The sequence below is a fragment of the Veillonella sp. genome (genome assembly GCF_018364065.1).
Classification (GTDB): domain Bacteria; phylum Bacillota; class Negativicutes; order Veillonellales; family Veillonellaceae; genus Veillonella_A.
In genome coordinates this window covers 56,856-75,776 of record NZ_JAGZMO010000003.1, presented here as the reverse complement: position 1 = coordinate 75,776, position 18,921 = coordinate 56,856, and the positions used below count along the sequence as shown (strand labels likewise).

Genomic DNA, 18,921 nt, shown 5'->3' with positions numbered 1-18,921 from the left:
CATTCTAATGGGCCTAACAATTATATAGTTTAATGTTGCTGTTGCTATTTTTATATGATATGCCTATTTCTCTAAAATAGGCATCGTATTGCTGCCCTGCGTCATAACGGTAACTGTAAAATCATTCCGCTTTAAATACCCTTCCGCCAAAGCCAAGGCTTCTTCAATGGTTGTTACCGTAGGAACACCAAGACGTTCGCCAGCTTCTTTGTTCTTTTCAGCGCTTACCAAGATGTGATGATACTTCGTCAATGCTTCGCCGAATAATAAAGATACGAAGCCGGGTACAGTAAATCCTGCACGCAAAGCTTTTTCTCGTTCATATAAATCTTCTATATCAAACCAGTGCATAAAATCAGCCGGTTCATTAATATCATCCAATTCCATAACCATGATGACTACACCACCCGGTTTGCACGCCTTAATAGCATTTTCCTGTGCTTTTAGCGCCTGATACAGATTAATATCTTTAGGATATCCGCCGGATGTTACCAGCACACAATCGGCCAACTCATCAATAGCCACGCCATAAATCTGTTCAACCAGTTCCGTACCTTCATGCCATGCATCATCCCAATGTCCGCACATAAGCTTAGCGATATTATCATCTGCATTAAGCACCACGTTTACAAGGAAATTGGCATCCAAGGCAGACGCATGTTCCATTTGGTCCTTGTGCATTAAGTTTGTTTCGGAAATATTGCCGCTCACAGCCGCTTCGCTGATGCCATCCCCCTGATTCGGCCCTAAGCAGAAGCAATGGTTGCCTTGAATGGCACGATAGGAAGAAATCCCCGGCAATACCGCTTTACGGCCACCGCCAAATCCGGCCATGGAGTGGTAACCGATGGCACCGGTTAAAATAACAAAATCCGCATTTACCGCCAATTCGTTCACTTCAATTGGTACGCCCTGTGTGGTAGTCCCCAAACGAACGAATTTGCTGTCCGGATTAGTGCCGCTGCTGTGTTCAATGCGTACGCGGTCAACTACAGCATCACCGAATTCTGCCCGTGATTCCGCTTCTGTCTGCAAGCGATGTGCACCGTATGCAATAAGTAAGAAAATCTGGGAATCCGGAATGCCTGCTTCGTTTAAATAGTCCAACAGTTCCGGTAAAAACAGATCATAACGCAACCAAGCCCGCGTAATATCCGACACGACAATACAAACATTTTCCGCATTCTGTGCCAACTCATGAAGTGGTGCCGTACCGATCGGATTGTCCAATCCTTTGCGAAGTTCCGCTCTTACGTCTTCGACGGCCGGATAAGGCGCCCCTTCAATTACGCGAAGCACTCGTTCGTCAGGCAGCGTAACCCCCATGCTGCCTTTGCCGAATTTCAAATCAAAATGTGCCATCTTCATCATCTCTCTTTCCGACCTTACTATGAACACGCTCCCATAGGGCGCCCTTCATAATAACGCCTTCGCCAAATTTTGCCTCCAGCGAGTCCACTGCTTTTGTCAATTCATCACTGACTTCAGGCTCATCAAACAGACTCACTTGCTCATCTGCCTTCACAAAACCGCTCACTGACAGGCCTAACAGGCGAATAGGTTTTGTAATTTTTATTTTATTATACAACATCGTCCCTACACGGTATAGAGTTTCCTCGCTGTCCGTGGGAATCTGCAGGCTTACCTGCCGGCTCGTCGTTTTAAAATCATTAAAACGCACTTTTACAGATATAGTCTGACCTTTTACACCGGCGTCGCGCAATCGCTTCGCCACCTTATGGGCGTAAAAGTACCATTCCCTATCAATTACATCCGGATCCGTCAAATCTTCCGTATAGGTGAGCTCATTACCAATGGACTGCACTTCCCGGTCATATTCTACCGGGCGATTGTCGATGCCGCGCGACATATCATAGATGCGCTGTGCCTGACTGCCCAAGAGAGGTATCAGAGATGATGCATTCGGTAATTGTGCAAGTTGTCCAATTTTATAAAATCCCGCGTCCTGTAAAATTTGTGCCGTTCTTTTACCTACGCCCCAAAGTCGTTTTACCGGTAGGGGGGCAATAATTTTAGCTTCCGAGCCATAAGGAATTACCATCAATCCATCAGGCTTTCGTAAATCAGAGGCCAATTTTGCTAAATACTTGTTTGGTGCCACACCAACCGAAGCAACTAGCGCTGTGGCCTCCCAAATATCCTTTTTAATTGCCTTCCCCATATCATAAGGACCTTTAAACTGCTTATGCATCCCCGTAACTTCCAGAAATGCTTCATCCAACGACAACGGCTCAATGTATGGCGTGTAACGGCGCATAATCTCATGGATCTGCTCCGATATTTGGTGGTACACATCAAAACGGGGCCGCAAATAAATACCGTCCGGGCAAAGCTGCCGTGCCTTTACCATGCTCATGGCGGAATGCACTCCCAGCGCACGAGCTTCATAAGACGCGGTAGCTACAACTCCACGCGAAGAAAGGCCACCCACAATGACAGGGTGACCTTGGTAGTCAGGGTTATCTCGTTGTTCTACAGACGCATAAAATGCATCCATATCTACATGCATGACCCAGCGTCTCATCGCTTTACTCCATTATTCCGGTTTATCCTCTAAACGGCAATATTTAATCTGAGCGCAAAGACATTCGTCTTTCGTTTTGTACAACTCAGGAATAACTCTAACAAGTTCTTCAAATGTTTCTTCATTAATCGAATAACGAGTCCACAAACCATTACGTTGTGAGTTAACAACACCGGCATCAATTAAGATTTTCATGTGATAACTCAATGTGGACTGAGATAAATTAAAGCTAGCTAATATATCGCACGCACAAAGCTCGTTGCATGATAACATATCAATGATATGTAGTCTTGTTTCGTCGCTTAATGCCTTAAATACTGTGGCTAAACGTTCGTATGATACTTCCATACCTTTACTCCTTTTCAACATCATATCCATCTTTTAAACATAATTATATACTATTATATACTAAAACAATCGATAAATCCAATTATGTCAATATAAAATTATTATATGACATCACAGTTAGAAAAAATAACTCCTTTTTACATTGATATTTTCTATAATCATACAAATTATTCTTCTATACAATTTCTATCCTTTTAGTTTTGTCCTATCCCTGAAAACTTCATCAGCTCACTGCACTTTAAAGGTTAATACTTATATATTATCTATTATACATAGAGAACAATCGAACTATTAATAGATTATTTTGAATAAGTTTAAAAGAAAATTTATACAAAATGAATTGTAAAAATACTTCAATATAAAATTTTACAAGCCGTGAAATTTTCTTGATTTTCTCCATCAAAAAGTGATATATCTTGTTTCATTATCTTAAATTCAAAATAAAACGTCAAATCCTTCAAAAGAAAAATTTTTCCACAAAAAAGAGGCCAGCCCAATAAGCCGGCCTCTTAACATTAAATGTAAGATTTTAATGTGTTAGAGTGACTGTACTGTGCTGACCTCTCTTATATGAGGAGGGATCGATTATTATAATTTACCAACCAAGTCCAAAGATGGAGTAATTGTGTCGGCACCCGGTTTCCATTTTGCAGGGCAAACCTTACCGCCATGTTTTTCTACGAATTGAGCAGCCTGTACTTTGCGAAGTAATTCAGCTGCGGAACGACCGATACCCATATTGTGGATTTCAGCAGTTTCTACAACGCCTTGTGGATTTACTACAAAGCTGCCGCGGAATGCGCGACCTTCTTCTTCGCTGAATGTTTCGAAGAAATCTGCCAATTCATGTTTAATATCAGCCAACATAGTGTATTGAATGCGGCCAATTCCCGGAGATGCGTCGGCCCAAGCTTTGTGAACGAATTCGGAATCAACGGATACCGAGAATACTTCAACGCCAAGCTTCTGGAATTCTTCGTAATGATCTTGTAAATCTTCTAATTCTGTAGGACACACAAATGTGAAATCTGCAGGATAGAATACAAATACGCTCCATTTCCCGATAACATCAGCTTTAGTTACTGTTACAACTTCTGGATTTCTGAACGCTTCCAACTTAAAATCAGGTAACTCTTTGCCAATAATTGCCATGTCGTTTCTCCTTTTTTGAATAAAAATAAGTAATCTGTTTACGAATAATTGATATTGATTAACAATAAATATAATCTACTGTGTATCTACAATATACTAAAAACAACGAGAAAAATCAATATAGAAAATTCTCATTATGTGAATTGACATTTCAAGATGAACAATTATAGTATACCTAACACATCCTCTATATAGCCTTAATACAGGTTTTTTTTAAAAATCTTATGATGAACATCGGAGGTTTCTCCATCCTTTTGATTTTACCAAATTTATACCGATTCTTCAGTACGTTAAATATTCTAACGCTTTACAAACATCAGCTGCATTCTTATATACATTAGATATGGCCCAACATTTTGATACAAATTATCGACATTGTTTTTCTAAAATGATTAACAAAGTAATAAATATTCTATAGTCTATGTGAAATGCCTTAATTTTAACGTAATTTTACTAATTCTTTATGTACAAATTGCATAGCATATTTTATAAAAAAATCTTATAGAATTTTATTTTTTAACTACAAACTCTAGAGCCTCTTTTTCATCCTTTCTGCGAAGTAAATATTTTAAAATCTCCTTTTTTTAAAGGAATTCGTTCACTAACACTAAAAAACTATCCTTTTGGAAGGAACTTTTAACTTATAAGAAAAAAATTTATTAAAATGTATGCCATTTTCTCATACTATTCAATTTGGTATTTTTATACATTATTCATAACATCGTTTTTCATCATTTTCACGTTTCATAAAATCTTAACGATATTTTTCCGCATATTAATACGTTTTGTAGGTTATTAATACATAAAGTTATTCTTAAAATTACAAAAAGTTATCGTTATATGCAAAAAATGAATTAGAGTTATATTGGATATAAATATACAATAGAGTAGAGCTATTCCCGGTTCGCTAACACTAAACCGAGAATAAACCTGTCGACAAGGTATACTCATTATTGCAAAAGTGTATAGGAAAAAATAGGAGGCTTTATAATGAAGCACTTAAAACTCGCTTTCTCCGAAAAAGCGTTACCTCTCTTTGAAGGTTTGAACGAAAGAGCTTATGTAGATGTTACAAAAACTGATTTCTCCGATGTAGCAACAATTGTTATTACAGACGCAGATCAGGACGCTCTTGCAAACCCAATGATTGAAGCACTTAAAATTCCGGTATTTTTAGTTAAAGTTGAATCCAGCGAAGTTAAACCTGAATTCATCGGAAAAGTAACTCGTGTAATCGACCTTGATTCGATCAATCATGAATTATATACAAAACAGATCCTCGCAGCTGCTAACCGCTATGAAGATGATATGTTACCTCCATTCTTCCGCGCATTAGCTGACTACGTAGGCGACGGCAATTCCCAATTCGACTGCCCTGGTCACCAAGGCGGCCAATTCTTTACACGTCACCCAGCCGGTCGTGCATTCTTCGACTTCTACGGTGAAAATGTATTCCGTTCCGACTTATGTAATGCTGACGTTAAATTAGGGGACTTGTTAATTCACGAAGGTCCTGCTTGTGACGCTCAACAACATGCAGCACAAGTATTCAACGCTGATAAAACTTACTTCGTATTGAATGGTACTTCTTCCTCCAACAAAATGGTTACTAATGCTTTATTAGCACCTGGAGATATCATTCTTTATGACCGCAACAACCATAAATCCATCAGCCATGGTGCATTGGTTCAAGCGGGTGCAACTCCAATCTACCTTGAAACTGCACGTAACCCATTCGGTTCCATCGGTGGTATTTTGGAACATTGCTTCGACGAAAAATACATCCGTGACTTGATCAGAGAACACGCTCCTGAAAAAGCTGACCAAAAACGCCCTGTACGTTTAGCAGTTATTCAGTTGGGTACTTATGACGGTACTATTTACAATGCTCGCCAGGTTGTTGACAAAATCGGCCACCTTTGCGACTACATCCTATTCGACTCCGCTTGGGTAGGCTACGAACAATTCATCCCTATGATGAAAGACTGCAGCCCATTGCTTCTTGAATTAGGACCTGAAGATCCTGGTATCTTGGTAACTCAATCTGTTCATAAACAACAGGCTGGTTTCTCCCAGACTTCTCAAGTACATAAAAAAGACTCCCACATTAAGGGTCAAGACCGCTATGTAAACCATAAACGTTTGAACAACGCATTTATGATGCATGCGTCCACTTCCCCATTCTACCCATTATTCGCAGCTCTTGACATCAACGCTAAAATGCATGAAGGCAAAGCTGGTCTTGAATTATGGAAAGACTGCGTAGAAGTAGTAATCGACGCTCGTAAAGCAGTATTAAACAACTGTAAATACCTTCGTCCATTAGTACCTCCAGTAGTTCATGGTAAGAAATGGCAAGAAGGCGAAACTAGCAAAATGGCTAACGACCTTGCTTACTTCGCATTCGAACCAGGCGCTAAATGGCACTCCTTCGACGGCTACGGCAAAGGTCAGTACTTCATCGACCCTTGCAAATTCCAGCTTATCACTCCTGGTATCAACATTGAAACCGGTGAATACGAAGACTTCGGTATCCATGCTAATATCTTAGCTAACTACCTTCGTGAACATGGCATCATTCCAGAAAAATGTGACTTGAACACTATTCTGTTCTTGATGACTCCTGCTGAAAGCAGAACTAAGATGGATGACTTAGTAGCTCAATTAATCCGTTTCGAACAATTAATTGAAGAAGATGCTCCAATGCAAGAAGTATTGCCTACTATTTACTACAACAACATTGATAAATACAAAGGCTACCATATCCGCAGACTCTGCCAGGAAATGCATGACTTCTACAAAGATCGCAACGTAAGCACATTGCAAAAACGCTTATTCTTACATGAGTTCTTACCTGAATACGTAACAACTCCTCAAGAAGCTAACTTTGCATTCGTACGTGGCGAAGGCGAATTAGTTGCATTGTCCGAAGCAGAAGGCCGCATTGCACTTGAAGGTGCTCTTCCTTACCCTCCAGGAGTACTTTGCGTACAACCTGGCGAACGTTGGTCCGCAACTGCTCGTGACTACTTCTTAGCTCTTGAAGAAGGTATTAACAAACTTCCTGGTTTCGCTCCTGAAATCCAAGGCGTTTACTTAACTACCCAAGAAGACGGAACTAAGAAAGCTTACGGTTATGTTTTGAAAAAAGAATTTGAAAGCAAATTAGCAAAATAAAACCTAAGCAACTAAACTTATAACTAGTGAACAAGTTAAATGAGAAGGCTTCTGAGTTGCTAGCCAAGGAGGAATCCTTCTCATTTATTCGCTAGATATATCAACAAATTTGATAAGTGATTGCAATTTTTCTAATTTATTAATTAAAATAACACTTTCAAACTAACTTCGAAGTCACTTCAAACTAACTTCGAGGTAAAATCAAACTAAAACTATTTTAATAAGACAAACTATTCAAACTAGCTATTATTTTTTAAGAGGTTATATCCTTTCGATATTTTAACGAGGTCATATCATGAGTGATAGTACAAATAAAATGAGTGTAATGCAGTTGACAATCTTGACTGCAGTTAACATGATGGGCTCCGGTATCATCATGCTGCCAACTAAGTTGGCACAGGTTGGTGCTCTTTCCATCGTTTCTTGGGTAATTACAGCGCTTGGCTCCATGGCTCTTGCCTACGCCTTCGCTAAATGTGGTATGTACAGCCGTCGTGACGGCGGTATGGGCGGTTTCTCCGAGTACTCTTTCGGTAAAGCCGGTAACTTCCTTGCCAACTATACATACTCTATTTCTTTATTGATTGCAAACATCGCTATTGCTATTTCTGCCGTAGGTTACGGTGCTACTTTCATGGGTGCTGATCTTTCTCCATTCATGACAGGTATGTGGACTATCTTCACACTTTGGTTAGCAACTGTTCTTAACTTCGGTGGTGCCAGCATCACCGGCCGTGTATCCAGTGTTACTGTATGGGGCGTTATCGGTCCTGTATTCGTAATCTCCACTGTAGGCTGGTTCTTCTTCTCCGGCGACATGTACATGGCTAACTGGAATGTTAACAACATGCCTTTCGGTGAAGCTGCTACAGCTTCCATCGCTATGACATTGTGGGCATTCCTTGGTTTGGAATCCGCATGTGCTAACGCCGATGCTGTTGAAAACCCTGAAAAGAACGTTCCAAAGGCCGTACTTGGCGGTACTTTAGGCGCAGCTATTATTTATATCTTATCTACTAACATCATGTTCGGTATCGTTCCTGCAGCTGACCTTGCTAACAGCTCCGCTCCATTCGGTTTAGCATTTGCTCAAATGTTCAACCCAACAGTTGGTAAAATCGTAATGGGCTTAATGGTTATGTCATGCTTCGGTTCCTTACTTGGTTGGCAGTTCACCATCGCTAACGTATTTAAACAATCTTCCGACGTTGGTTACTTCCCTCAATTATTCAGTAAAGTAACTTCCAAAAACGCTCCAATCGTTGGCATGGTTACAATCACTATCGTTCAGTCCTTAATGAGCTTGATGACAATCAGCCCATCCTTGAACGAACAATTCGAACAATTGGTTAACTTAGCCGTTGTAACTAACATCATTCCTTACTTGTTATCCATGGGCGCAGCTATGGTTATCTTGAAAGCAGCCGGCAAATCCGGTAGCGAAGTAAGCACTACTACTTTCATCGCTTTCATCGGTTCCTTATATAGCTTGTACGCTTTATACGCTTCCGGTTTCGAAGCTATGACTTACGGTTCCATCGTAACATTCATCGGCTGGACTTTATACGGTTTCGTTTCCGATCGCTTCGACTTGGAAGAAGGCAAAAAGTTCAACGCTCAAATCGGCAAGTAATTGAGCCCTATCCAAATTTGATTATATAACTGCTTCGCAGGTATAATAAATTGAATAGAAACAAAACCCCTGTGGTCATTGACCGCAGGGGTTTCTTTTTGACCTATAACCCTATAACCCTATAACCCAATTTACTCTATTTTCCGCATAACAAAAGCGGCTTGAAGATTGCTCTTCAAGCCGCTTATTTAACGTTATACGCTTATCTACTTATTAGCTAAGGTATTTACTCATCTACACTCGATACATTGCTTATACGTTCTTTAATCAAGTTCTATGTGTATCTCAGGTATTACTCTTTATCTTCTTTAAGTTTTAAAGCTGTATTTACGAAGCCTTTGAATAAAGGATGTGGATTGGTAGGGCGGGATTTTAATTCCGGATGGAATTGAACGCCTACGAAGAATGGATGATTCGGTAATTCTACGCATTCTACCAAGCGGTTGTCAGGGGATGTACCACTGATAACGAGACCTTTTTCAGTCAATACTTGGCGGAATTCGTTGTTGAATTCGTAACGATGACGATGACGTTCGTAAACGAGGTCTTCACCGTAAGCTTCGTGCACTTTAGTACCTTCTACAGTCTTACATGGGTACACGCCTAAACGCATTGTGCCGCCTTTTTTATCTACATCTACCTGATCAGGCATTAAGTCGATAACAGGGTTGCAACCGCATTCGTCGAATTCAGTGGAGTTAGCACCTTGAAGACCGGCTACGTTACGGGCAAATTCCATAACGGCGGATTGCATACCGAGGCATAAGCCGAGGTAAGGCACTTTGTTTTCACGAGCGTACTGAATAGTACGGATTTTACCTTCAACGCCGCGAGCACCGAAACCGCCCGGTACAACGATACCGTCAACATCTTTGTAGATTTCAGCTACATCGCAATCGGATTCTTCCACTTCTTCGGAGTCAATCCATTTGATGTTAACTTTTGTATCAGCTGCGATACCGGCATGTGTTAAGGCTTCTGCCACACTGAGGTACGCATCATGCAAGGCTACATATTTACCTACTAACGCAACAGTAATTTCTTTAGTAGGATGTAAAATCTTGTGAACCATTTCTTTCCAAGCTGTCATATCAGCAGGAGTATCAGGAAGGTTTAATTTCTTAACAACAATGTTGTCCAAGCCTTCTTGCTGCATCATCAAAGGTACTTCATAAATGGTGCTGCAAGTCTGGTTTTCAATAACAGCATCCGGATCGATGTCGCAGAATAAAGCCAATTTTTCTTTCATTTCATCGGAAATGTGTTTTTCGGAACGGCATACGATGATATCAGGTTGGATACCGATACTGCGCAATTCTTTTACGCTGTGCTGGGTTGGTTTTGTTTTAAGTTCGCCCGCTGCATTGATGTATGGTACCAAGGTTACGTGGATATAAAGCACGTCATTACGGCCTACATCCTTTTTAACCTGACGGATTGCTTCCAAGAACGGTAAGCTTTCGATATCACCTACAGTACCGCCGATTTCAGTAATAACAACATCTGCGTTGTCTTCTTTACCTACGCGATACACGTTCTGTTTGATTTCATTTGTAATATGAGGAATTACCTGCACAGTGCTACCCAAGTAGTCCCCTTTACGTTCTTTATTGATTACAGACCAGTACACTTTACCGGCAGTAATGTTGGAGCGCTTACCAAGATTGATATCGATAAAGCGTTCATAGTGACCAAGGTCAAGGTCGGTTTCCGCACCGTCTTCAGTTACGAATACTTCACCGTGCTGATAAGGGCTCATTGTGCCCGGATCAATATTGATATAAGGGTCAAATTTCTGGATTGTTACTTTAAGGCCGCGATTTTTTAAAAGACGACCTAAAGACGCTGCCGTAATGCCCTTACCTAACGACGATACAACACCACCGGTTACGAAAATATACTTTGTTGCCATGATTCCTCCCAAAGCCATAAAACCATATAAGCATTAACCTATATATGAACACTAATTAAAATTACATTTTTTCAGGTGCTGAAATACCTAAAATATCAAGACCATTGAAAAGTACATGAGAAATAGCCGTAATCAAGCCAAGACGTGCTTGTTGTAACGCAGGATCTACGCCCATGATACGGCCTTGTTTATAGAATGAATGGAATAAACTTGCCAAATCATATAAATAACGAGCAATGCGGTGCGGTGCACGATGTTCCGCTGCAGAGCGAATTTCTTCCGGATAAGCGGCTAATTTCTTAATAATATCCAATTCGATTTCTTCAGTTAATGTATCGAAGGATACATTCGCCCAGTCACCGAAGGAAATGCCCGCTTCTTTAGCCTGTGCAAAAATACTGTGAATACGCGCATACGCATATTGAATGTAGTACACAGGGTTTTCATGGCTCTTGGATTTAGCCAAGTTAATATCGAAGTCCAACTGGCTGTCCAAGGAACGCATGAGGAAGAAGTAACGAGCTGCATCAACACCTACTTCTTCGATGAGTTCATCCAAGGTTACGGATTGGCCCGTACGTTTAGACATCTTCACAAGTTCGCCGTCACGATAGAGGGAAACCATTTGAAGTAACAAGATTTCCAAGCGGTCAGGATTGTAACCCAACGCCTGCATGGACGCTTTTACACGAGTAATATAACCATGATGGTCGGCGCCCCAGATGTTGATCATCTTTTTGAAACCGCGTTCAAATTTATTGCGGTGGTATGCAATATCGGATGCCAAGTATGTAGGTTCACCGTTTTCACGAATTACTACGCGGTCTTTGTCATCGCCATAGCGAGTGGACGCAAACCATAACGCACCGTCTTTTTCATATACGTCGCCGGTGTCGCGCAAGAATTGAATGGCTTTATTTACTTCACCGCTGCGATGTACGGAACGTTCACTGAACCAATTATCGAATGTAACATGGAAGTTACGAAGTGTTACGCGAAGGGCATTAAGTTTTTCAGTTAAACCGTATTCTTTGAAGAATGGTAAACGTTCTTCGTCATTCAATACGGCAAAGAAGTCACCGCGCCAGTTAATCAAGCTCTGCGCTGTTTCTATAATATCCTGGCCATGGTAGCCATTTTCAGGGAATTCATTTTTAAGATCTAATAATTCCAAATAACGGGCGTTAATGGATTTTGCCAAATTGTCGATTTGGTTGCCCGCATCATTGATGTAGAATTCGGACTGCACATTGTAGCCGGCTGCTTTGAGCAAGTTAACAAGCGCGCTGCCGTAAGCCGCGCCGCGGCCATGACCTACATGAAGAGGACCTGTCGGATTGGCACTTACATATTCTACCTGTACAGTGTCATCTTCACGAATCTCTTGCATCCCAAAGGAATGACCTTGAATAAGCACATTTTTTAAAGTGTCATACACAAGGTCCGATTTAACAAAGAAGTTGATAAAGCCGGCACCTGCTTTTTCCGCTTTTTCCAACCAATCAAAATTCATATATTCAATAATAATATCCGCAATGGCTGCCGGACTCATGCGTGCCACACGGGCGGACTGCATAGCAATATTGGAGGAAAAGTCGCCGAATTCCTTTTGTGGTGGAACTTCCAATACGACCTCCGGATATTCTCCCGCCGGCAACTTACCTTCTTCTAAAGCCGTTGCCAACGCACTTTCAATTCCCTGTTTGAGCTTGTCCTTCATCTCCATAGTCTGTGTCCTCCTGTAACTTAATGTCCAATTGGTTGTAAAATTGCCATTCACCACCAACAGAAATATCATATCCTAAATGAACATTGCCTACGCCATCTTCAATGTGCGTATTCAATTCATGTGTTCGTATCCCCATGTGAAGTTCGCCGAACGGTGTATCAACCACCGTCTGCTTCATGTCACCCAGAACATACTCATGTCGCATGGACACATTGCCGTTGCGGATGAGAATGACTGAATCCGGCTTAATCTTGATGGTTGTTCGCACGCCGTCAAGGCCGGTTACTTCACTTTCATTATATATAATGTATTTTACATTATTCTTTTCATGATATTCACCGGGAGAAAGTAATTCAACGACTGTATCTTTGCCGGACGCATCTCGCTGTATGCTTTTCAACCCTACTAAAACGCGCTTCATACACGTCCTCCACTTCAATTGTATCAATCAGTTAATTATAGCATATTTGCCGCTGAATTTTAAGGAGTTTTATGCTTGGCAAAGGCCGCCTTGAGGGCTCGTTTTTGCTCCCGCGGCATGCGTTTTACCTGGTACTCCATGGACTGGGCATCCTGCTTTTTATCAAAGGTTGTATACCACACCAATGTGACCGGCCGACGACCGCGCGTGTATTTTGCTCCGCCCGGCACTTCGCCGTTATGGGCCTTCAAGCGATGCGTCACATCCGTTGTCCATCCCGTATAAAACGAGCCGTCAGCGCATTCTACCATATATGTATAATACTGTTCTTTACTGTTCGTATCCATACGGGCCTCCTTAATTAAACGGTAGCCGTGCTTTCATTGTTTCCTTTAAAAGCACGGCGACAGTTAATTACAATACCATATATATTAATTGCTGCCGTCATCGTTTAGCGGTTCTAAACGAACGGACTTAATCACTACCGGTGTCAACGGAGCGTCCTTTTTATCAGTAGGTACTTTACCAATCTTGGCTACTACATCCATGCCTTGTGTAACGGCACCGAAAATGGTATGCTTGTTATCCAACCATGGCGTAGGTCCCAAAGTGATGAAGAATTGTGCATTCCCTGTATTAGGACCGCGGTTAGCCATAGCTAACAAGCCCATTTTATTGAAATGCAAATCATTGGAAAATTCATCAGGAATAGTATATCCCGGACCGCCTTTACCATCATCGCCGCCTTGAATCATAAAGTCGTCGATAACACGATGAAATGTAAGTCCGTTATAATAACCGCCTTTTACAAGGTAGTCGAAGTTTTTAACAGTGATCGGTGCTTTAGAACCATAGAGGCGCACTTTAAATGTACCTTCCGAAGTTTCAAACACGGCATAGTGATCCCTTACCGGTGTGGAATCGAAGTTCGGCATCGTAGTTTGCCCCTGTGCAGCCGCACTGTTGCTCTTGCCGTCATCAGTAGCTTGTCCACTGAACGCAAATGCGCCGATAACCACCACCAATACAACTAAAAGACCGGCTATAATGCCGCCGCGAAGAAATGAATTTTTCTTCTTTGCCTTGCCTGTAACCTGATTCTTATTGTCAGACATTGTTTCGTTTGTCTTTTCTACTGTTTGTTCAGATATACTATCTTTTGACTGTTTACGTAATTTCATAAATAGCCCCTATCTAGGAGTCTTGATTTTGCAATCGTACTCTATAACAATCATATGGTATTATATATTAAATACCGCCCACAAAATATGAGCGGTATTCTTGACATTTCATTATAACACAGATTCTAATTAAATCCAACCCAAATCTTTACATGCTTTGTAAATGCCGTCGTTATGGCAATCATCAGCAATGTAATCGGCAGCAGCCTTCAACTCTTCACGGCCGTTGCCCATGGCGATTTTATACCAGTCCGGTTCAAACATAGATAAGTCATTATATCCGTCACCGAATACAACAACCTGGCTTGGATCCATTCCGTAATATGGCAGCATACGGCGAATGCCTTCTCCTTTTACCATCGGTTCAAAGAGAATACAGTTATTGCCATAGCGAATCATATCACGGCTCATGTGAACTACATTTTTAGTGCGTTCCTCTTCCGGTGTCATAAAGGCGAAAATTTTATAAAAATGTTTCACCTTGCGGTAGTCAAAATGAGGGTCGTAGATTGTGTCCACTACGTCCCAGTCGGGATGCCATTTTGTCACCTCTTCATACGGTGAAACGCGCACCAGCTTGTTCACATCCGTTACCGCCCAATGGAGATTGTTTTCCTCCAAATGGTCGATATAGTCAAGGCAGGCCTCCCGGTCCATACCTTCCATAAATTTTACTTCATTATCTATAGTAACACTCCGCCCGCCATCGGCAACGAAATCTTTCACGTCCGCCTGTTTGGCAAAGCGGCTTGCATCAATCTGCAAACGCCCTGTGGCCAATGCCACCTGATGACCTTTCTTTTCCAGGAGGTGCAATGTTTCAAGCGCACTATCAGGAATTACCCCGTCAGGCCATACTGCCAAGGTGTTATCAATATCAAAAAAGAAAAACTTTTTCTCCATGTACCCTCCTTTCAAACAAATAGGTATTATATTATTTGTCACGACCGGACATGAGTTTGAAGCGCTCTTTCTGCTTCACGTCCGGATATTTCTCGTGATCTACCGGACTGGCAAACATGGTGAGCGGACGTATATAGGTTTTCCGTTCCCCGTACAATTGTTGATATACTACGAAAGGTTCACCGTTTTCCGAGTGAATGGCAATGTCTTTTACATAATAATACATGCCTTTGAAATGGCGATATAACCCGCCCACTACTATTTCCTGCATACTGCCTCCAGCACTTATAACTAAGATTATTCTTAGTTTATTGTACCATAGGATATAGACTTATATCAAAACAGGAAATAAGAATATATTAAAATTGATTATAGAAGATAAATCATTTTAAAAAAGCGAATCTTTAGATGTATATATATAATTACAAAAAAGAACCTCGACTCTGCCGCCGAGGTTCTTTTTTATAAATCGTTCGTTTAAGTTATTTTATCGTATTATTTCTTCAACCAGGACATAAGACTGCGTAATTCCGCACCTACTGTTTCGGTTTCATGATGTTCTGCTTTTTCACGTTCCGCTTTCAAGTAAGGGAAGCCCTTCTTGTAGTCATCCAAGAATTCTTCAGCAAAGGCACCGGACTGAATGTCTTTCAAAAGTGCCTTCATAGCGTTTTTAGTATCAGCTGTAACAAGTTTTGGACCGGTTACATAGTCGCCATATTCTGCTGTATTGGAAATGGATTTACGCATTGTCTGGAAGCCGCCTTCATAGATCAAGTCTACGATAAGTTTCATTTCGTGAACGCATTCAAAGTACGCATTTACAGGATTGTAACCTGCTTCTACCAAAGTTTCAAAGCCTGTCTGCATGAGGGCGCAAACGCCGCCGCAAAGTACAGCTTGTTCACCGAATAAGTCAGTTTCAGTTTCCTGACGGAAGGTTGTTTCCAAGATACCTGCACGGCCCGCACCGATACCGGCAGCCCACGCTTTAGCCACTTCCATTGTATTGCCGGCCGGATCTTGTTCAACCGCTACCAAGCTTGGAACCCCGCTACCTTCTTCAAAGGTACGGCGTACTAAATGGCCAGGTCCCTTAGGGGCTACCATGAATACATTTACATTGGCAGGTGGTACGATTTTCTTGTAATGGATGTTAAAACCGTGAGCAAACGCTAAATACGCGCCGTCTTTAAGGTTTGGTGCCACATCTTTTGCATACGTTTCCGCCTGTAATTCATCAGGAATTAACACCATAACTACATCAGCGCCTTTAACAGCTTCTGCAGTAGTCTTAACCGGTAAACCGGCCGCTTCGGCAGCCGCCTTGGACTTGGAGCCTTCACGAAGACCTACCGTTACATCCATGCCGTTTTCCTTCAAGTTAAGGGCGTGGGCATGACCTTGTGAACCATAACCAAGTACGGTGATCTTCTTACCTTTTAATACATCCATGTTACAATCTGCATCATAATACACTGCTGTTCCGAAAATGTTCCCTGCCATAATAAATTCCTCCTGCTCTCTCTTAAAGCTTTCTCAATTTTCTTTATATTATCTTGCTTACACAAGTTAATACCTAATACTTACATTCTGTCGCCACGACTCATGGCGGTAATGCCGGTTTTAGCGATTTCCAAAACGCCATACGGTTTCATAATTTCTATAAATCCTCGTAGTTTTTCGGTGTCCCCGGTCAGTTCAATAATGAGTGATGTGGCGAACACATCTAGAATATTGCCCCGATAAATGTGTGCAATCTGTACAATTTGCGATCGCGTTGTATCGTCCGCTTTTACCTTGATAAGCATAAGCTCACGACACACTACATTTTCTTCCGGAAATACTTTCACTTTAACTACGTCAATTAACTTGTAAATCTGTTTCTGAATCTGATCCAATGTATTGCTGTCCGCTTCCACCGTCAACGTAAGCCTTGCGTAACCGGGCTGTACAGTGACGCCGGATGTCATTTTTTTCACCGAATAGCCGCGCCGATAAAACAGTGATAAGATTCTGGCTCCGATACCCGGCGTGTTTTTCGCGATGATTAAAATCTGATGATCATTCATTGTCAGGTACCCCCTTCTTACCAACCATTTCGGCTACGGTTTGACCGGCCGGAATCATAGGATATACATTTTCCTCACGTTCCACAACACATTCAATCAAGATGCCTTCATCGGAGAACAATGCCTCGTCCAGCTTACTCAAATCAGCTTCCGTCTCCAACTTCACTGCTGCTACGTGATAGGCTTTCGCCAAGGTTTGAAAATCCGGATTACATTCCAGATCAACGAAGGAGTAACGCTTATCATTGAAAAGCTCCTGCCACTGTCGCACCATGCCGAGGAACGAATTGTTCAACAACACGATTTTAACAGGAAGCTTATATTGATGAATGAGCATTAGTTCCTGTGCGGTCATTTGGAAACCGCCGTCCCCTACGATTAACACTACTTTTTTATCAGGTCTGCTTACCTGTGCGCCGATAGCGGCCGGTAAACCGTAACCCATCGTGCCGGCGCCGCCTGAAGTTAACATTGTATTCGCATCCTTCAAATGCATGTACTGTGCAGCCCACATTTGATGTTGCCCTACGTCCGTAACCACGATGGCTTCCCCTTGCAGCAGATTGTCCACATAGGCCAATACTTGCTGCGGTTTCAATCCTCCGTTCGTCGACGGTTCATAGCGAAGTGCATATTCTTCTTTCCACTCTTTTACGGTGTTAAGCCAGTCTGTATGTTTTGCGTCACCCATGCCTTCATTGATTGCGGTTAAAACGTTTTTTGCATCCCCTACAATCGGCACATCTACGCGGCGATTTTTCTCAATTTCCGCCGGGTCGATATCGATATGAATAATCGTAGCCTGTTTACAAAACGCCTCCGGATTGCCTGCGATGCGGTCGTCAAAGCGAATCCCCACCGCCAGAACCACGTCCGCTTCATCGGTAGCAAAGTTGGCCGGTGCCGTGCCGTGCATGCCCAACATACCTAAAAACAGTTCATGCTGTGCCGGAAACGATCCCAGCCCCAACAATGTGTTTGTAACCGGAATGTGTGCCTTCGTAGCCAGTTCATACAACTGTGAAGAAGCACCGCTTTTAATAACGCCGGCCCCTGCAATGATGAGAGGCTTTTTCGCTTGCTTCAACAATTTAACGGCCTTTTTAATTTGCCGTGGATGACCGTCGTAATTAGGATCATAGCCCTCCAAATCGAACGGCTGACTCAACAATTTCTTGAACTCGTCACGGCTGATTTGGCTAACCTGCACATCTTTCGGAATGTCGATAAGCACCGGCCCCGGTCGCCCTGTTGTTGCAATGTAATGGGCTTCTCGAATGGCTCTTGGCAGCTCTTTAATCGACTTAATCAGGTAGTTATGCTTCGTAATCGGGCTCGTAATCCCCACGATATCCGATTCCTGGAATGCATCTTTCCCCAACAAGGAACAACCAACCTGACCCGTAATAGCCAATACAGGAACTGAATCCATGTGCGCTGTCATGAGTCCGGTCACCAGATTCGTGGCCCCCGGTCCGGAAGTGGCTAAGCAGACACCGCATCGTCCCGAAGCTCTGGCATAACCATCGGCTTCGTGCGCTGCGCCCTGTTCGTGGCGAGCGAAATAATGTGTTAAGCCGTCGTATTTATAAATTTCATCATAAATGGGAATAACCGCTCCGCCGGGATAGCCGAAAATATGACGAACGCCGATATGGTGCAGCGTTTCCAGCACAATGCGAGCCCCACTAATCATGTCCTTACCCATGCATACACATCCTTTCAATCTCTCTTCTCTCAAAAACTTCTTACAATCTTTTCTCTCGTTCTGTGTTGACGTTTTTTCAAACGCCGTTCACTTACTCCCCTAACAAATTCTCTCTATCCGGAAAAACCTCGGGAAGAACT

At 42.2% G+C, this 18,921-nt stretch carries 16 protein-coding genes; 2 read left to right on the top strand and 14 right to left on the bottom strand.

Annotated elements, in window-relative coordinates; translation table 11 throughout:
- Positions 1-63: 63 nt before the first annotated feature.
- The 4 genes from larA to ahpC all read right to left on the bottom strand — a co-directional run bounded on the left by larA (position 64) and on the right by ahpC (position 4,045).
- Positions 64-1,362: a nickel-dependent lactate racemase gene (gene larA / locus KHZ77_RS03825; protein ID WP_295195896.1), complete on the bottom strand. Its 1,299-nt coding sequence runs from the start codon at positions 1,360-1,362 to the stop codon at positions 64-66.
- On the bottom strand, positions 1,349-2,545 hold the full coding sequence (locus tag KHZ77_RS03820; RefSeq protein WP_295195894.1) for a DNA polymerase IV: 1,197 nt from the start codon (positions 2,543-2,545) through the stop codon (positions 1,349-1,351). The genes larA and KHZ77_RS03820 overlap by 14 nt, the downstream gene beginning before the upstream one ends.
- A 12-nt stretch (positions 2,546-2,557) precedes the next feature.
- A complete protein-coding gene (locus KHZ77_RS03815; RefSeq protein WP_295195892.1) occupies positions 2,558-2,893 on the bottom strand; it encodes a metalloregulator ArsR/SmtB family transcription factor in 336 nt (111 codons plus the stop codon).
- A gap of 588 nt (positions 2,894-3,481) precedes the next feature.
- Positions 3,482-4,045 carry an alkyl hydroperoxide reductase subunit C gene (ahpC, locus tag KHZ77_RS03810; RefSeq protein WP_295195890.1) on the bottom strand — a complete coding sequence of 188 codons (564 nt, stop codon included), beginning with the start codon at positions 4,043-4,045 and terminating at the stop codon, positions 3,482-3,484.
- A 990-nt stretch (positions 4,046-5,035) separates the two neighbouring features.
- Between ahpC and KHZ77_RS03805 the strand changes: the two genes are divergently transcribed.
- Complete coding sequence (locus KHZ77_RS03805; protein WP_295195888.1) at positions 5,036-7,222, top strand: ornithine decarboxylase; 2,187 nt, start codon at positions 5,036-5,038, stop codon at positions 7,220-7,222.
- 295 nt (positions 7,223-7,517) lie between these two features.
- On the top strand, positions 7,518-8,855 hold the full coding sequence (gene potE, locus KHZ77_RS03800) for a putrescine-ornithine antiporter (RefSeq protein WP_295195886.1): 1,338 nt from the start codon (positions 7,518-7,520) through the stop codon (positions 8,853-8,855).
- 292 nt (positions 8,856-9,147) lie between these two features.
- On the opposite strand, the gene KHZ77_RS03795 is transcribed toward potE, so the two are convergent.
- The 10 genes from KHZ77_RS03795 to ilvB form a co-directional block, all read right to left on the bottom strand.
- A complete protein-coding gene (locus tag KHZ77_RS03795; protein ID WP_295195884.1) occupies positions 9,148-10,767 on the bottom strand; it encodes a CTP synthase in 1,620 nt (539 codons plus the stop codon).
- Positions 10,768-10,828: 61 nt separating this feature from the next.
- Complete coding sequence (argS, locus tag KHZ77_RS03790) at positions 10,829-12,493, bottom strand: arginine--tRNA ligase (protein ID WP_295195882.1); 1,665 nt, start codon at positions 12,491-12,493, stop codon at positions 10,829-10,831.
- Positions 12,459-12,917, bottom strand: a complete 459-nt coding sequence (locus KHZ77_RS03785; protein WP_295195880.1) for a DUF1934 domain-containing protein — start codon at positions 12,915-12,917, stop codon at positions 12,459-12,461. Before KHZ77_RS03785 ends, argS begins: the two co-directional genes overlap by 35 nt.
- 59 nt (positions 12,918-12,976) lie before the next feature.
- Complete coding sequence (locus KHZ77_RS03780) at positions 12,977-13,264, bottom strand: GIY-YIG nuclease family protein (protein ID WP_295195878.1); 288 nt, start codon at positions 13,262-13,264, stop codon at positions 12,977-12,979.
- Between the two features lie 84 nt (positions 13,265-13,348).
- Complete coding sequence (locus KHZ77_RS03775; protein WP_366664917.1) at positions 13,349-13,942, bottom strand: peptidylprolyl isomerase; 594 nt, start codon at positions 13,940-13,942, stop codon at positions 13,349-13,351.
- A 285-nt stretch (positions 13,943-14,227) separates the two neighbouring features.
- Positions 14,228-15,001, bottom strand: a complete 774-nt coding sequence (locus KHZ77_RS03770) for an HAD family hydrolase (RefSeq protein ID WP_295195875.1) — start codon at positions 14,999-15,001, stop codon at positions 14,228-14,230.
- 31 nt (positions 15,002-15,032) lie between these two features.
- A complete protein-coding gene (locus KHZ77_RS03765; RefSeq protein ID WP_295195873.1) occupies positions 15,033-15,272 on the bottom strand; it encodes a DUF1653 domain-containing protein in 240 nt (79 codons plus the stop codon).
- A 224-nt stretch (positions 15,273-15,496) separates the two neighbouring features.
- Positions 15,497-16,507: a ketol-acid reductoisomerase gene (ilvC, locus tag KHZ77_RS03760; RefSeq protein WP_295195871.1), complete on the bottom strand. Its 1,011-nt coding sequence runs from the start codon at positions 16,505-16,507 to the stop codon at positions 15,497-15,499.
- Positions 16,508-16,587: 80 nt separating this feature from the next.
- Positions 16,588-17,073 (bottom strand): acetolactate synthase small subunit, encoded by a 486-nt coding sequence (ilvN, locus tag KHZ77_RS03755; protein WP_295195869.1) that lies wholly within the window; start codon positions 17,071-17,073, stop codon positions 16,588-16,590.
- Positions 17,066-18,781 carry a biosynthetic-type acetolactate synthase large subunit gene (gene ilvB, locus KHZ77_RS03750; RefSeq protein ID WP_295195867.1) on the bottom strand — a complete coding sequence of 572 codons (1,716 nt, stop codon included), beginning with the start codon at positions 18,779-18,781 and terminating at the stop codon, positions 17,066-17,068. Before ilvB ends, ilvN begins: the two co-directional genes overlap by 8 nt.
- Positions 18,782-18,921: the final 140 nt, after the last annotated feature.

Excerpts from the sequence above, each read along its gene's own strand:
- larA (WP_295195896.1), bottom strand. The coding sequence starts at position 1,362 with ATGGCACATTTTGATTTGAAATTCGGCAAAGGCAGCATGGGGGTTACG.
- KHZ77_RS03820 (WP_295195894.1), bottom strand. The coding sequence starts at position 2,545 with ATGAGACGCTGGGTCATGCATGTAGATATGGATGCATTTTATGCGTCT.
- KHZ77_RS03815 (WP_295195892.1), bottom strand. The coding sequence starts at position 2,893 with ATGGAAGTATCATACGAACGTTTAGCCACAGTATTTAAGGCATTAAGC.
- ahpC (WP_295195890.1), bottom strand. The coding sequence starts at position 4,045 with ATGGCAATTATTGGCAAAGAGTTACCTGATTTTAAGTTGGAAGCGTTC.
- KHZ77_RS03805 (WP_295195888.1), top strand. The coding sequence starts at position 5,036 with ATGAAGCACTTAAAACTCGCTTTCTCCGAAAAAGCGTTACCTCTCTTT.
- potE (WP_295195886.1), top strand. The coding sequence starts at position 7,518 with ATGAGTGATAGTACAAATAAAATGAGTGTAATGCAGTTGACAATCTTG.
- KHZ77_RS03795 (WP_295195884.1), bottom strand. The coding sequence starts at position 10,767 with ATGGCAACAAAGTATATTTTCGTAACCGGTGGTGTTGTATCGTCGTTA.
- argS (WP_295195882.1), bottom strand. The coding sequence starts at position 12,493 with ATGGAGATGAAGGACAAGCTCAAACAGGGAATTGAAAGTGCGTTGGCA.
- KHZ77_RS03785 (WP_295195880.1), bottom strand. The coding sequence starts at position 12,917 with ATGAAGCGCGTTTTAGTAGGGTTGAAAAGCATACAGCGAGATGCGTCC.
- KHZ77_RS03780 (WP_295195878.1), bottom strand. The coding sequence starts at position 13,264 with ATGGATACGAACAGTAAAGAACAGTATTATACATATATGGTAGAATGC.
- KHZ77_RS03770 (WP_295195875.1), bottom strand. The coding sequence starts at position 15,001 with ATGGAGAAAAAGTTTTTCTTTTTTGATATTGATAACACCTTGGCAGTA.
- KHZ77_RS03765 (WP_295195873.1), bottom strand. The coding sequence starts at position 15,272 with ATGCAGGAAATAGTAGTGGGCGGGTTATATCGCCATTTCAAAGGCATG.
- ilvC (WP_295195871.1), bottom strand. The coding sequence starts at position 16,507 with ATGGCAGGGAACATTTTCGGAACAGCAGTGTATTATGATGCAGATTGT.
- ilvN (WP_295195869.1), bottom strand. The coding sequence starts at position 17,073 with ATGAATGATCATCAGATTTTAATCATCGCGAAAAACACGCCGGGTATC.
- ilvB (WP_295195867.1), bottom strand. The coding sequence starts at position 18,781 with ATGGGTAAGGACATGATTAGTGGGGCTCGCATTGTGCTGGAAACGCTG.